This window comes from Streptomyces sp. NPDC014861, from assembly GCF_043081625.1.
GTDB lineage: Bacteria > Actinomycetota > Actinomycetes > Streptomycetales > Streptomycetaceae > Streptomyces.
On the sequence record NZ_JBIBWV010000007.1, the window covers coordinates 16,805 to 31,167 of the forward strand.

Sequence of the window (14,363 nt, forward strand, 5' to 3'; positions counted from 1 at the left end):
CCCCGCGTCCGCCTGGAACGCGTTCGGGGCGCCCCCCATGAGGAGGCGCCCCGAACGCGCGACAGGGTGGGCGTCTCCCGCGCACGCCCACCCTGTGTTGCCTCGTACGGCTACGGCTTAGAAGAAGCCCCTCGTACGGCTACGGCTTAGAAGAAGCCCGCGGCCCGCTTGTCGCCCGCCTGGTAGGCCGGGGCGGCCTGACGGACGGCCTTGGAGATGCCCTGCAGGGCCTGGTGGATCGCCCGCGTCTCCTTGTCCCACTTGAGGTGGGCACCGTCGGCGGCGGTCTTCGCGTCACCCTCCCAGGTGCTGGAGACCGAGCGGATCTTCGTCTGGATGGCCTCGAGGGCCTCGTCCAGGCGCTTGGCCTGGGCGTCGATCTGGTTCGCCGCGTCGTCGAGCGAGGCGTACGTGACGAGCATGATGCCGTCGTTGGCAGCCATGGTCCCTCCGGGTGTCGGTGGTGTCGTTCAGGTGGTTGTGGTGCGTGGCTCCGACCCGGGGGGTCAGAGACCGGCGATGCCCGAACGGGCCTGCTTCTCGGCGCCCGCGTCGCCGGAGAAGCCCGCGGTGACGTCGACGCCGCGCAGGGCCGCCTCGACCTCGTCGTCGGTGTTGCTGGACGTGGTCCGGGTGACCTGGATGGCCTCCTGGAAGTTCAGCATCAGCTTGGCGATCCGCACCATGCCCTGGTTGATCTCGGTCTGCTTGGCGTCGAACGCGCCGGCGCCGATGCCCTTCCAGCGGCCTTCGAGGCTGTCGATGACGCCCTGGAGGGCCGACAGCTGGCCCTTCACGTCATCGAACTTGCGGGTGAGCTCGTCCTGGAAATCCTTGAGACTCTGATCGCCAACCTTCAAGACTGACATGTGTCGCTCTCCCTTTCTCGGGTTCTCTGTTGAGCCTGCGCCCGCAGGTTCTCGCGGGTGCAGTGTGGTGTGGGTCCTGTCAGGCGGTACGCCGGCGGCGTGCGACGACGACACCCACGCCCGCGAGGATGATCACGGCGGCCACGGCGCCGATGATGATCCCCGTGCTGCCGCCGCCGCTCTCGGCGCTCGCCCCGCTCTCGCTGGAGCCTGCCACAGGTGCGCCCGACGCCGACTTGCCGTCCGGGGCTTGTGTCGAAGCTGTTGCGGAGGGGGCGGAGGACGCGTCCGCGGACGGGGACGCCGCCCCGGAAGCGGTGGCCGAGGGTGCCGTCGACGGGCTCGCGCCGCCGGCTGCGGCTCCGCCCGTGGGCTTGTTGGTCAGGGGGCTGATGTTCGCGTCGCCGGGGTTGCCCTCGTTGCGCGAGATGTTGGCGTTGGGACGGACGATGCCGTGACCGAGGTAGTTGCTGACCGTCCCCGGCTCCCAACCGTCGCCCCGCGCGGCGGAGTCGAACATGACGCGGAGAACCTGGTTGCCGGTCCAGTCGGGGTGCGCCGACCAGATGAGGGCGGCGGAGGCGGAGGCGATGGCGGTGGCGTAGCTCGTGCCGCTGTCGACGCAGTACTTCTGGAGCGCCTTGTCGCAGTAGCCGGGAATCTTGCTGCCCGGTGCGGCGAGGTCGATCGCTGCGCCATGCTGTGAGTAGGCGGCCACGGCGCCGTCGCGAGTCGTCGCCGCGACAGCGACAACTTCGGGATAACTAGCCGGATACTGCTTCTTGTTGCCCTTCTCGGCGTTGTTTCCCGCTCCCGCGAAGACCAGCTTGCCCTTTTGCAGGGCGTACTGAACGGCTTCGCGGCCTTCCTCGCTGTAGTAGTCGCTGGCCATTGAGACATTGATGATCTGGGCGTCGCTGTCCGCCGCGGCCTTGATCGCCTCCGCCATGTCGAAGGCGTTGACGGTCTGCTCGTTCTGCCGCTCGGTATCGGCCACGCGATACGGAATCACCTTGGCGTCCGGCGCCAGCCCTCTGAGGCCTCCACTCGCGCCTGATCCGACGATGAGTTCGGCGAGGGTCGTGCCATGGCCGGTGTAGTCGTCCGTCTCGTCGCCCTGGCTCTCGGACGCGTCCCAGCCCTTCAGGACCTTGCCCTTGAGCGAGGGGGTGTCCGGATCGACGCCGGTGTCGACAACGGCGACGGTGATGCCCTTGCCGGTCGACTTCTTCCAGATCTCCTCGGCCTTCATGGCGTCCAGGTACCACTGCTGCGACCGCGCGTCGGCAGCAACCGCCGTCGGAGCGACCCCGACGAGCGCCGTCGCCAGCACCACGGTCGCCGTGGTGCCGAGCAGCGCTCGGCGGAGCCTGCCGCCCTCGATCATTCCTGCCGTCATCCTGACTTCCGAGCCTTCCGCGTGGTTAGTCGATCACCGGCGGCACGGCGCCGCGCCGACGGTTGTTCCAGGTCTCTTCGTCTTCCGTCAGGTAGTCGGGACGTGAGGAGCCCTCACGCTCCTGCTCCTCACGGCCCGGGCGCTGAGTGCCACGGCCGCCCATGCCACGGGGGGTTCCGACCACTCCGTTGGTGCTGGGGGTGCCCCGTCCGGCCGGACGCGGCGTCGCCTTGGCGTTGTTGGCTCCGACCACGCCGGACTGGCTGGGGCGTGCCCCCGCCGTGCGTCCCGCGGCAGCGCCCTCGCTGCCGACGACGGTGCCCCTCGGGATCCGCGACCCGGTGCTCCCGCCGGTGGCGCGCTGCGGAGTACCGCCCATGATGGGGTTGGTCCTTCCGCCCGCCGTACGACCGGTGGCGGGCTGGCCGGGACGGCCCGTCTGCGGCGTGGCGCGCCCCGCCTGAGCGGACTGCCCGGTGGACGGCGGACCGCCAGCGCGACCCATCGGACCGGTGTTGCGGCCCGCCGCCGGGGAACCCGTGGGGCCGCCGGGGCGACCCACCGCCGGGGAACCGGTCGGACCGCCCGGACGGCCCACCATGGGTGAGCTCGTGGGGCTGCCCGTCCGGCCCAGCGCCTGCGGGCCCTTCGGGCCTCCGGCGCGGCCGACGGCCGGCTGGGTCGTCGGTCCGACCGGGCGGCCGGTGCCGGTCCGGCCGGTTGCGGTACGCGGCACGGCCGGGTTTCCGGTGATCTTGGGCCCACCGGCGCGCGGCTGAGTGCCGAGCGTCAGCGGCGGAGGCATCCCGGGCCCGGTCGGGAGCGGGGTGTTGGTGGGCGCCGTCGGGGTGATCGGGCCGTTGGGCAGTTGCGTGGGCGGCGGAGGGGTCCGGACCGTGTCGATCTGGACCTTCGTGTCGTCCGTGGGCTGCTCGCGGATCGGGTCGGAGCCGTCGAGCTGGTCGCCGGTGCGGGGCACGACCTGAGTGGTGCGGTCCTCGACAGAGCTGATGCGCCCGGACGACTCCCTCGAAAGACCGTCGCGAGAGGAACCGGAACCGGAGACCCCGCCTTCCTCCGCGCCGCCGACACGACCGGTCGGCATCGGCACCCCCGCCTTGTAAGCCTCCGGCGGCTTAGGCATCTGCTGTCCCTGCAGCGTGCTCTGCGAGACCGCGTAGAACGACGCCAGACGGTTCATCTGGTTGATGGCCTCCTGGCGGTTCTTCTCCGCCTGGACGGCCTTCTGGTAGTCGTCGTTCTTCTCGACCTTCTCGACCTCGGTGAAGTCCGCGGGCTTCTTCTGGACGAGGCGGTTGTCACGCGGCGGCCGGGCGTTGCGCACCGAGGTCAGGCCGGTGCTGGCGACCTTCATCTGGGAGCCGACCGCGTTGGCGACCTTGCCGATGTCCCAGGCGTAGGTCACGACCTCGGAGCCGTACCGCTGGAACTCGACGGCGGCCTCGCCCTTCCACTCGACACCGGCGACGAAGCTGTTGAGCTCCTTGGCGGCCGCGTTGAGGGACTTCGTGGCGTTCTCCAGGGCCTCGCCGGCCTGCTCCAGGTCGGAGGGGTTGGAGCTTTCGAGGAGGTCGAGCATGTCGTTGAGCCGGGCGCCCTCGAAGGACGTCTCGCCGTAGACGCTCCCCTTGGGCCTCAGGCGGAAGTCGCCGCCGAAGGGGAAGGGCAGCTTGATGTCGTCCAGCTTCTCCAGGAAGTCCGTCGCCTGGTGCTGGGCGTTGATCTGCTCCGTATCCTTCGCCTGCGCCTGCTCCTGCGGCGTCAGGTCGGAGGTAGGGGGCGTGCTCGGGTTGGGGGTGGTCTTCTCTTCACTCATCGTTCGTCACCCGATCCCTTCCGTCGCCTTGCCGGTGTCGCCGCGCCGGTCGGCCGGCTGCGCCGGGTCCTTGCTCCGCTTCTGCTCCTCGGCCTGGATGGCCTCGGCGCGCTCCTCGCTGAGGCGGGAGCGGATCTCGTGGAAGCGGCGGCGCTGGTCGTCCTCCACGTTGCCGTAGCCGACGTCGGCGGCGTGGACGCCGATCTGGAGGAGTTCGATCTGCCCGCTGAGGGACTTCGAGAGGGCGACGAGCGAGGAGTGGACCCGCTCGTACTCCGTGAAGAAGCCGTCCGCCTCGGCGAAGGCCATGCCGGTGCCGAGCGAGGCCCGCGTCACGCGGTTCTGCCCCAGGCTCGAGGCTCCGCCCGCGCTCGCCTCCAGGTCCGAGATGACCCCGTCGACCTTGTCACGGAACTTCTTCAGCTCGCCGACGCCGAGCTCCAGGTTACTCGCCACCGTCGCCCCCGCCCCCGTCACCCGTTACCTCGAACACGAGCCAATCCTCCCCGTTTGCTCCTGCTGTCCTGCATTGCGATCGTGGCGACTCGCCATCCACCGATCACGCGCGTACCACTCTAGTGATTGCGACTGACAGGCCCAAGTCTCTTGTTCGTCACGAGACTTCTACAGTTCGTTTGTCATGATCGACGCTATCAGCGTGTGCGTCTGCAATGATCACCGGCCCGCCACCGCGGCCCGCCGTCTCCGGTGGTCCCGCAGCGCCACCGCCGTGCCGGCGATCGCCGCGACCAGGACGCCTCCGCTGACGACCACGTAGGTGCCGAGGCGGGCGGCTCGCTGCTCGGGGGTCTCGCCGAGGTGGAGGGCGGCCGGGGTCGGGGCCTCGGCCCGGGTGACGCCCTCGTGGGCGACGGGCTTCTCGATGGGCTTCTCGTCCTCGGTGAGGGCCCTGACCGGGTCGGCCACGCCCCAGCCGACCAGGCGGTCGTGGCCGGCGACGGAGCGTTCGGCGGTCTGCTGGATCTGTGCGACGACCTGCTCCTGCGTCCAGTCCATGTGCTTGCTCTTGACGAGGGCGGCGAGTCCGGCGACGTACGGGGCCGAGAAGCTGGTGCCGTTGTCGGCGCAGTGGCCGCCGGCGGGGACCGTGGAGATCATGTCGACGCCGGGCGCCGCGACGCCGACGAAGTCGCCGGACTGGGAGAACGGGGCGCGTTCGTTGTTGCGGTCGGAGGCGGCGACGGCGAGGACGCCCTTGTACGAGGCCGGGTAGGTGGCTTTGACGTTGCCGCCCAGGCCGTCGTTGCCGGCCGAGGCGACGACGACGATCTCCTGGTCCAGGGCGGCCTGGACGGCCTGTTCCAGGAGGGGGGTCGGCTTGACCGCGTTCGCCGTGTCCTGGGAGATGTTGATGACGTGGGCCTTCTTGGCGATCGCGTGGCGGATCGCCGCCGCCAGCGTCGTCGTGGTGCCGTTGCCGTCGGCGTCGTTCTGCTGGATGGGGATGATCGTGGCGTCCGGGGCCAGGCCGACGAAGCCGGTGCCCCCGGCCGGGCGGGCGGCGATGATGCCGGCGACCTTGGTGCCGTGGCCGACGGTGTCGGTGGTGCCGTTCTCCTTGCCGCGCTTGATCTTGTAGCCGTTGGCGTCCTTGGCGCTCTTCGGGATCAGGTTGATCCCGGCCTTGGCGTCGACGGCCTTGGCCAGCTGCGGGTTCCTGACGTCGACGCCGGTGTCGATGACGGCGACGCGGACGTTCCTGCCGGTGGACTGCGCCCAGAGTTCGTCGAGTTGGACCCGCTGGAGGGACCAGGGCCGGCCCTCGTACTTCTTGTTGGGGAAGGTGCACTGGCCGCCGTCGTCGGCCGCCGCCGTGGAGAGCGGGAGACCGAGGGCGCAGAGCGCCGTCGCGGCCAGGACGAGCGGAGGGCGCGCCGCGCGGCGCGTGGGCGTCCTCATGAGCCCTGGGGCTGGCGGGCGCCGCCGGTGGAGAGGCGGGGGCCGGTGGGGAGGAAGGTGGACCACTCGGCGGGGATGGGCAGCGGCTCGATGTTCTTGTAGCCGAGGCGGTTCTGCGCCTGCTGCGCCTCGGCCTGCCGGGCCTGCTTCTCCTCCTCCGAGCCGGAGGAGCCGATGCCGGAGTCGTCGGTGGCGGAGTCGCCGTTGGACTGCATCGCGTAGCGCAGGCCGGTGTCGGTGACGAGGAAGAGGAAGCCGCTGGAGGTCGTGGCCCCCTTGAACTGGCGGAAGAGCTGGCCGGAGCCGGGGGTGACGTACGCGCTGCTGGAGCCGGTCGGCAGGGTGGCGGGGAAGTCCGTGCCCGCCCAGGTGCTCAGGGTGGTGGTGCCCTTGTCGGCGTCGACCGCGCGGAGCACGTTGCAGACGGTGTTGCGGCTGCCCTTGTCGGTGCCGGCCTCGTTGACGGGCACGGGCGCGGCCGTCGGCCACTTCTTGTCGCCGTTGAAGGTGTCGCCCGGTGACAGGAAGGCGCCGCCGCTCTGCGCGCTGGGCCGGCCGGCCTGGCCGAGGGAGACGAGCTGACGGCTGTTGAGGAGCAGTTTGGCGGTGAAGTCCGAGACGGGGGCGACCCGGTCCTGGAGCACCACGTACATCTGCCGCCGGGTGCCGTCGGTCGCGGAGATGACCATGCCGACCTTGGCGACCGACGGCAACAGGCCGTCGGCGACGGAAGGGGTGCCCGGCTCGCCGGGGACGCGGGGGAAGGAGATGGTGTCGCCCTTGTGGAGGGTGTTCAGCCACGCCTCCGAGACGCGCTGGGCGACGCGGTTCTGTCCGACGAGCTGACGCAGCAGCAGCTCGTCCTTCTCGACGGGGTACGCGGTCCCCTCGGCGTCGACCAGGTAGCGGGTGCGGTCCGGGGCCGGGCCCTCGACGTAGAGGAGCCGGCCGCCGGTCAGGCGCTCGGGGCCGTCGGTCTTCGCCTCCTCGCGGGCGGCGAGGACGAAGGCGGCCTTCTGGATCGCGCGGCCTCCCTCGCCGGGTCGCTCGCAGACGGCCCAGCGCTTGGCGGTGCCGGCCTCCGTCTCGACCGGGAGGCGGTCGGGGGCGTACGGGATGCCGAGGGTGGCACCGTGCGGGATCTTGCCGCTGTCGAGCACGGACTCCGCGACGGTGATGATCTTGTCCTTGTCGGGATCGAGCAGGAGCTTCGCCGACGACATGTTGAGGACGGGGTGGAGCTGGACCTTCTCGCCGGTCTTGAGGACCACGTACCGGGTGGTCGACTTGTCGGCGATGATCACGTTCTGGCCGGGCTTGTCCCAGTCCTTGGGGGCGACGGGTTTGAACATGCCCCAGGCCCCGAAGACCGCGAGGACCACCACGCCGACGATGGCGCCCGGCACCACCGCGCGCAGCGGGCGCGGCGCGCCCTCCTCGGAACCCGTCGAGTTCGGCTGCACGAACTGCGCGACCAATCTCCGCTTCGCGAAGGTGTAGGCGTTCAGTTCGTCCCGTCGTGATGCCATCTGATGTGTCGTCCCTCTCCCCGCCGGCCGACCAGGTTGCCACACTCGGCGAGTCCGTCAGCCGTCCCGCCGCCCCCTACTATGCCTGGCGGCACCCGTGTCTCACCGCTCAGGTAGGGTGATCGCCCGGTCAACGCCCAGGGGAATTCGGCTATTACGGACACGAGGGGGCAACGCGGCGATGGGTACGGCGACGCGTGCGCGCGACGGGCGGCGGACCAGCGGCCGAGCGCCTCAATCTTCCCGACGGCAACGCAGCAACGAACGCGCCGGGGCACCGGCCGCGGGCGGCGCGCGGGCCGTCCCCGCGACGACGACGCTCCGGCCGCTCTCGCGCACCGGCAGGATCGGTCCGGTGCAGCTCCGTCAGCTGGTGCTGGTCGAGTCGGCGCTGGCCCTGGTGGCCGTCGGCTTCGTGATGGGCGGCCTCTGGCTGGTCCCGACCTGCGTCGCCGCCGGCGTCCTCCTGCTCCTCGCGGTGATACGCCGCCGCGGCCAGGCCGTGCAGGACTGGATGGGCACCGCGCTCGCGCTGCGCTCCCGCCGGCGGGACACCGCGCCCTCCGCGCCCGACGCGGACCCGTCCCTCGCCCCGGTGACCGAGAGCGTGCGGGGCTTCGGCGCGCAGCCGTACGTCGACCGGAACCACCGCACCGTCGGCATGCTCGGCGACGGCTCCTTCCTGACCGCCGTGCTGCGGGTCGAGGCGAGCGGTTCGGCGCTGCGGCCGGTCTTCGGCGCCCGGGCCTTCCCGATGACCCTCCTGGGTGACGCGCTGGAGGTCGACGACATCGTGGTGGAGTCGGTGCAGCTGGTGCAGCAGGTGCGCCCGGCTCCGGCTCCGCACCTCCCCCAGCAGTCGGTGGCCCGGCTCTCGTACACCCCGCTCCAGGAGCGGACCGGGGCGCCCGCCCTGCGGCTGACCTGGGTGGCGGTGAAGCTGGATCCCGAGCGCTGCCGGGAGGCGGTCGCGGCGCGGGGCGGCGGCCTGGAGGGCGCGCAGCGCTGTCTGGTGCGGATCGCGGACCATCTGGCGAGCCGGATCACCGGCGCCGGTTTCCAGGCGGTCGTCCTGGACCAGGAGGAGGTCAACTCGGCCATCGCCACGGCGGCCTGCACGAGCCCGCACGCCGCGGCGCGGGCGGGCCGGGCCGGTGCCGCGCCGCAGCGGCGGACGGCCGAGACCTCCCGCGTCTGGCGGTGCGACGACCGCTGGCACACCACGTACGCGATCGGGCGCTGGCCCGAGCTCGGCCGGGGCGCGGCGCCGCTGCCGCGGCTGGTCTCGCTGCTGACGTCGGTGCCCGCGTACGCCACGACGTTCAGTCTCACCGTCCGGCGCGGGACGCGGCAGGGCGCGATGGAGGTCGGCGGTCACCTCCGGGTCACCGGCGGCTCCGACAACGAACTGGTGCGGGTGCGCCGGACGCTGGAGCAGGCGGCGCGCACCGCGAAGGTCGGTCTGCTGCGCCTGGACCGCGAGCAGCTGCCGGGCGTACTGGCGACGATGCCTCTGGGAGGTGCCCGATGAGGGGACGCGGTGGAGCCGCGGTGAAGGGGCTGCGCGGCCTCCTCGGCCCGCGGCACGCGGGGCACACCGTCCCGACGGCCGAACTCGGCACGCTGTCGCTCCCGGTGGGCGACGACGGGGTGGTCATCGGCGAGGACTCCGAGGGGCGTTCGCAGCTGGTGGGCTTCCACCGCTCGACGCCGTACGACGTCCTGCTGATCGGCGGCCTGTGGACGGCGCAGGTGCTGGCGCTGCGCGCCGCCGCGACCGGGTCCCGGGTCGTCGTGGAGACCGGCCGTCCGCACGCGTGGGTGGGTCTCGCCCAGGCGGCCGGCGCGGGCCTGGAGTGCATCACCCTCCACGAGGTGGGCCGGGTCCCGCCGCTGGGCGCGACCGTCGGCAGCCCGGCCGTGGTGGTGCGGGACTGCGGCATGCGGCCGCCGCGCGGGCGGGTCGTCTCCTCGCCGTGGCAGTCGGTGCTGACCCTGCTGCCGTACCTCAGCCCGGTCGCCCCCCGCCTGATGCGCGCGGCGACGCTCGTCGGCATCCAGCGGGTCTCGCCGCAGGAGGCCCAGCAGACCGGCCGGATCCTGGGCCTGTCGCAGACCGAGGTGGACGCGCTGCCGACGCTCGCGGACGGGGTGACGCTGTGGTGCGCGGGCGGCGACCGGCACTGGGTCATCACCAACGCCACGGACGCGGAGTCCGGCCTCCTCGGCACGGCCCGCCGGATGGACTGAGGGCCGGACGGCACCGGCCCGCCGGGGGGGCCTGGTCCGGTGGCGGCACCGTGGCGTGCGGCGGCACCGGGGCCGGAGGCCTTGGCGGGACGGCGTCTCGTCCGAAGCGGCCCCCGCGCGGGGCCGGTTTCCCTAGTATTTCTCCTGGTGGCGCGGGGCGGGCCCAACTGCCCGGCGCCACGGGACACATGGTCCGCCGACAGGCCGTGAGCGAAAGGAACTCCCATGGGGAGCGCGCAGGAGAAGGACGAGTTGTACGCCCTCGACATCTCGGGCGTCGAGTGGATCGGCGCCCCCGGCACGAGCCCGGACGAGGAGCGGGTCGAGATCGCCCATCTGCCGGGCGGCGCGGTCGCCATGCGCTCCTCGCTGGACCACGGCACGGTGCTGCGGTACACGGAGGCGGAGTGGACGGCGTTCGTCCTCGGCGCGCGGGACGGCGAGTTCGACCTGAACTGAGGAAGCGGCCCCGCCCGTACGCGGCGGGGCCCGCGACCGGAACCGGCGGTCACGCGCCCGCAGGGGGACGCGTGACCGCCGGTCCGTCGTGTCACCCGTTCGGGCCACGGCCGGAGCGGGTAGGACGACGGTGAACCCTTTCGGACGGGCAACCCTCCCGCACGAGAGGGGGACGCTTCCGCATGGGAGGGGGATCCGTCCGTTTCGGGAGGGAGTCCGTACTGACGAGAGGCGAACCGGTCCGCACGGGAGGGGGCTCGTCCCGCACAGGAGAGGCACTCCCCCGCACGGGAAGAGGTCCGTCGGTACGGGAGGCGGCTCGTCCCGCACGGGCGGGCTCGTCCGCGCGGAGGTGAGCAAGGGCACGGGGATTCCTCCGTGTTGCTCCTTCTTGTACGGTTTCGCCCCGCGCGCTTCCTCACGCTCCGCCGCTCCGGCGTCACCCGGGCCCCGCTCCCGTCCCGGGGGAGGGACGCGGGGAGAGGACGGGCCTGCCGCGGTGGCGTTGCGGACGTTTAGGGTGGGTGGGGGCGCGGCGGAGGATCCCTCGGAGGGTCCGCCGGGCCCGAGGGGAGAGAGCCGGCCCGATCGGCAGTGAACGGTGGCCCCGACGCACGACGGCACAAGGGTGCTCGACCACACCAGGAGGCAAAGTGAACGGCGATCGCGACGACATCCGCGGGGGCTGGAACGTGCCCGCCGACGAGTCCGACGCGGATCCCGCCGAGATGACGGGTGAGTTCACCATCGACTACACCCCGCCGGCCTGGTACACGCAGAGCGCGCAGGGCGGTCCCGGGGGCGCCGGTGTCACTCCCCCGCCGCCGACGGGTGCGCCGGTCCCGGTGCCCGGGGTGCCGCCGAGCGGCTTCCAGCAGCCCGGCTGGTCGCACACCCCGCAGCCCGCGCCGGGCCAGGTCCCGGCCCAGCAGGCCCCCGCGCCCGGGCCGTACGGCGGTTACGGCCCCGGAGCCGGCGCTCCCGGCACGCCTGTCGCGCCGCCCGCCTACCCGACCCCCGCGCCCGCGCCAGTACCGGCTCCCGCCCCGGCCCCCGCTCCCGCTCCCGCCGCGCCCTTCGGCGGCGGCGAGGTGGAGAGCGGCGCCACCATGCGCTTCAACCCCGCCCAGCTGCGCCCGGACGCGGCCGGGCAGCCGGCCCCCGCGCCGGCGGACGGTCCCGCGCCGGGCTCCCCCGAGGCCGCGGGCCTGGCCCGCGCCGACCTCCCCCCGGTGCCCGCCGAGAACGAGCCGGGTGGTGAGCCGGAGGCCGCCGGGACGACCACCGCGGACCCCCGTACGGAGTCCACCGCACCGGCGCCGGAGGTGGCGGAGGCGGCGGTGACAGAACCGGTCGTCGACACCACGGAGACCGGCGCCGGGGCCGACGCCGACGCGACCGTCTCCGGTGAACCGGCCGAGGCGACCGCTGAGGGCACCGCCGTTGTCGACGAGGACGACGCGCGCGACGCCGTCGAGGACGCCGCCGTCGAGCACGAGGCCGAGGTCGCCGCGGAGGCAGAGGTCCCGGCGGTGCCCTCGGACGCCGTCCCCGCCGACGCCGTCCCCACCGCACCGCCCGCCGCCGCCCCGCTGCCCGCCGAGGGCACCCCGGCGGACGCGGGCACCGCGCCCGGCGCCCCGGCGGCCTTCCCCGGAGCACCCGGAGCACCCGGAGCACCTGGAGCGCCCGCGGCACCCGCCCCGGGCGGCGCGCTCCCGCCGCTGCCGCCGAACTTCCCGCCCGCCTCCCCGGACGCACCGCAGGCCCCCCAGGCCCCGCAGTCCCCGCAGCCCGCGCCGCAGTGGCCCGGGCAGCCGGTGGCCGCCGCCCCCGGGGCCGTACCGCCGCAGGGCGGATACGGGTACCCGCAGGGCCCGGGCGCCCCCGGCCTGCCTCCGCAGGCCCCCGCCCCCGCGCCGGCGCCCGGCGCGCCCGCCGGATACGGCTACCCGCAGCCGCCCGCGGCCGCCCAGGCCGGATACGGCTACCCGCACCCGGGTCACCAGCCACCGCAGTCCCAGCAGCCCGCCGAGCAGGCGCCCGGCGCGCCCGCCGGGTACGGACTCCCGCCGCAGGCGCAGGGCGGCTACGGCTACCCGCAGGGCCCCGGCGGGCCCGGCGAGGCGCCGCAGGGTCAGGAGGGGTACGGGTACCCGGGCGCCGTCGACCCGCGGACCGGGGCGGCCTGGCCGCAGTCGGTCACGCACGACCAGCGCGAGCGTTCGGTGCCGGGCGCCCCGCTCGGCTACACGGCGGCCGTCGAGCTCTCCTCCGACCGGCTGCTGCGCAACAACAAGCAGAAGGCGAAGTCCAGCCGGAACCCGGGCGCGGCCTCGCGGTTCAAGCTGGGCGGCAAGAAGGAGGAGCAGGAGCGGCAGCGCAAGCTGGAGCTGATCCGCACCCCCGTCCTCTCCTGCTACCGGATCGCGGTCATCTCCCTCAAGGGCGGCGTCGGCAAGACGACGACCACCACCGCGCTAGGCGCGACCCTGGCCACCGAGCGGCAGGACAAGATCCTGGCGATCGACGCCAACCCGGACGCCGGCACGCTCGGCCGCCGGGTGCGGCGCGAGACCGGCGCGACCATCCGGGACCTGGTGCAGGCGATCCCGTACCTCAACTCGTACATGGACATCCGCCGGTTCACCTCGCAGGCGCCGTCCGGCCTGGAGATCATCGCCAACGACGTGGACCCGGCCGTCTCGACGACCTTCAACGACGAGGACTACCGGCGCGCCATCGACGTGCTCGGCAAGCAGTACCCGGTCATCCTCACCGACTCCGGCACGGGGCTGCTGTACAGCGCCATGCGCGGCGTGCTGGACCTCGCCGACCAGCTGATCATCATCTCCACGCCGTCCGTGGACGGCGCCTCCAGCGCCTCGACGACGCTGGACTGGCTGTCGGCGCACGGGTACGCGAATCTGGTGCAGCGCTCGATCACGGTCATCTCCGGGGTGCGCGAGACCGGAAAGATGATCAAGGTCGAGGACATCGTGCAGCACTTCCGCACGCGGTGCCGCGGGGTGATCGTGGTGCCCTTCGACGAGCACCTGGCGGCCGGCGCCGAGGTCGACCTCGACATGATGCGGCCCAAGACCCGGGAGGCGTACTTCGACCTCTCGGCGATGGTGGCCGAGGACTTCGCGCGGGCGCAGCAGGCGCAGGGCCTGTGGACCGGCGACGGCCAGGGCGGCCTGCCGCCGCACATGGCGCCGCCGATGCCCGGGCACCACACCCCGGGCCAGCCGATGCCGGGCCAGTACGCGCCCGGTCAGCCGATGCCGGGCCAGCCGTACGACGCCCAGCCCGCGTCGCCGGGCCAGCCGGCCCCCGGCCAGCCGTACGGCGCCCAGCCCGTGCCGGGCCAGCCGTACGGCGCTCCGCCCGCGCCGGGTCAGCCCTACGCCGGGCAGGCGATGCCCGGCCAGTACGCCGCCCCCGGTCAGCCGGCGCCCGGCGGGGCCTATCCGCCTCAGGGCCCGCCTCAGCCGTACCCCCAGCCGGATCAGCCGCACCCGGGGCAGCCGTATCCGGGGCAGGCGTACCCGGGTCAGCAGTACCCGGGGCAGCCGAGCCCCGACCAGCCTTATCCGGCTCAGGCCTCCGCGGAGCCGGCCCCGGGTCAGCCCCACCCCGGCCAGCCCCACCAGGGCGGCCAGCCCCACCCCGGCCAGCCGTATCCCCCTCAGCCCGGCGAGCCGATGCCGGGTCAAGCCGGGTATCCCGGACAGCCGTACGGGCAGCAGCCCTATCCGACGGCGGCGGCTTCCGGTCAACCAGGTGAACCGGGGCAGCCCGCGCAGCCGTACGGGCAGCCGCCGGCGGCGGGTCAGCCGTTCGGCCTTCCGCTGCCTCCGCAGGCCCCGCCGCAGACGCCCCCGCAGGCGCCGCCAGCCCCTCAGCAGTAGGGCGTCACAGGAGTAGACCAATGAGGCTCCGTACCGGTTCACCGGTACGGAGCCTCCTTGCGTTCCCGCAGCCCACACGGGGTTTGAGTCATCGTTGACGACGGCAGACCACCGCTGATACATCTTCGCTTCACTTGACGTCAGCCCAAGATCCACGACTCCACGACAGATCCCCCGACGCGAGGT

Annotated in this window: 11 protein-coding genes; 4 read left to right on the top strand and 7 right to left on the bottom strand. The window is 73.3% G+C overall.

Annotated features, from left to right (window positions below; genetic code table 11):
• Positions 1-146: 146 nt before the first annotated feature.
• From ACF1BN_RS16450 to eccB, 7 genes are all read right to left on the bottom strand, one after another.
• On the bottom strand, positions 147-443 hold the full coding sequence (locus ACF1BN_RS16450) for a WXG100 family type VII secretion target (RefSeq protein ID WP_392332320.1): 297 nt from the start codon (positions 441-443) through the stop codon (positions 147-149).
• Positions 444-506: 63 nt separating this feature from the next.
• Positions 507-869: a WXG100 family type VII secretion target gene (locus ACF1BN_RS16455; protein ID WP_376602114.1), complete on the bottom strand. Its 363-nt coding sequence runs from the start codon at positions 867-869 to the stop codon at positions 507-509.
• 79 nt (positions 870-948) lie between these two features.
• Positions 949-2,256, bottom strand: a complete 1,308-nt coding sequence (locus ACF1BN_RS16460) for a S8 family serine peptidase (RefSeq protein ID WP_392332321.1) — start codon at positions 2,254-2,256, stop codon at positions 949-951.
• Between the two features lie 37 nt (positions 2,257-2,293).
• Positions 2,294-4,105, bottom strand: a complete 1,812-nt coding sequence (locus tag ACF1BN_RS16465) for a hypothetical protein (protein ID WP_392332322.1) — start codon at positions 4,103-4,105, stop codon at positions 2,294-2,296.
• A 6-nt stretch (positions 4,106-4,111) separates the two neighbouring features.
• Positions 4,112-4,561, bottom strand: coding sequence for a hypothetical protein (locus tag ACF1BN_RS16470; RefSeq protein ID WP_392332323.1), 450 nt, complete (start codon positions 4,559-4,561; stop codon positions 4,112-4,114).
• A 219-nt stretch (positions 4,562-4,780) separates the two neighbouring features.
• Complete coding sequence (gene mycP / locus ACF1BN_RS16475; RefSeq protein ID WP_392332324.1) at positions 4,781-6,025, bottom strand: type VII secretion-associated serine protease mycosin; 1,245 nt, start codon at positions 6,023-6,025, stop codon at positions 4,781-4,783.
• A complete protein-coding gene (eccB, locus tag ACF1BN_RS16480) occupies positions 6,022-7,554 on the bottom strand; it encodes a type VII secretion protein EccB (protein ID WP_392332325.1) in 1,533 nt (510 codons plus the stop codon). The genes mycP and eccB overlap by 4 nt, the downstream gene beginning before the upstream one ends.
• A gap of 181 nt (positions 7,555-7,735) precedes the next feature.
• Here eccB and eccE point away from each other — a divergent pair, with 181 nt between their 5' ends.
• The 4 genes from eccE to ACF1BN_RS16500 all read left to right on the top strand — a co-directional run bounded on the left by eccE (position 7,736) and on the right by ACF1BN_RS16500 (position 14,177).
• The gene (eccE, locus tag ACF1BN_RS16485) at positions 7,736-9,085 is read left to right on the top strand and encodes a type VII secretion protein EccE (RefSeq protein ID WP_392332326.1); all 1,350 of its coding nucleotides are present in this window, start codon (positions 7,736-7,738) and stop codon (positions 9,083-9,085) included.
• Positions 9,082-9,804, top strand: coding sequence for a hypothetical protein (locus ACF1BN_RS16490; protein ID WP_392332327.1), 723 nt, complete (start codon positions 9,082-9,084; stop codon positions 9,802-9,804). Before eccE ends, ACF1BN_RS16490 begins: the two co-directional genes overlap by 4 nt.
• A 225-nt stretch (positions 9,805-10,029) precedes the next feature.
• On the top strand, positions 10,030-10,263 hold the full coding sequence (locus tag ACF1BN_RS16495) for a DUF397 domain-containing protein (protein ID WP_376602106.1): 234 nt from the start codon (positions 10,030-10,032) through the stop codon (positions 10,261-10,263).
• A 653-nt stretch (positions 10,264-10,916) separates the two neighbouring features.
• Complete coding sequence (locus ACF1BN_RS16500; protein ID WP_392332328.1) at positions 10,917-14,177, top strand: SCO5717 family growth-regulating ATPase; 3,261 nt, start codon at positions 10,917-10,919, stop codon at positions 14,175-14,177.
• Positions 14,178-14,363 lie beyond the last annotated feature (186 nt).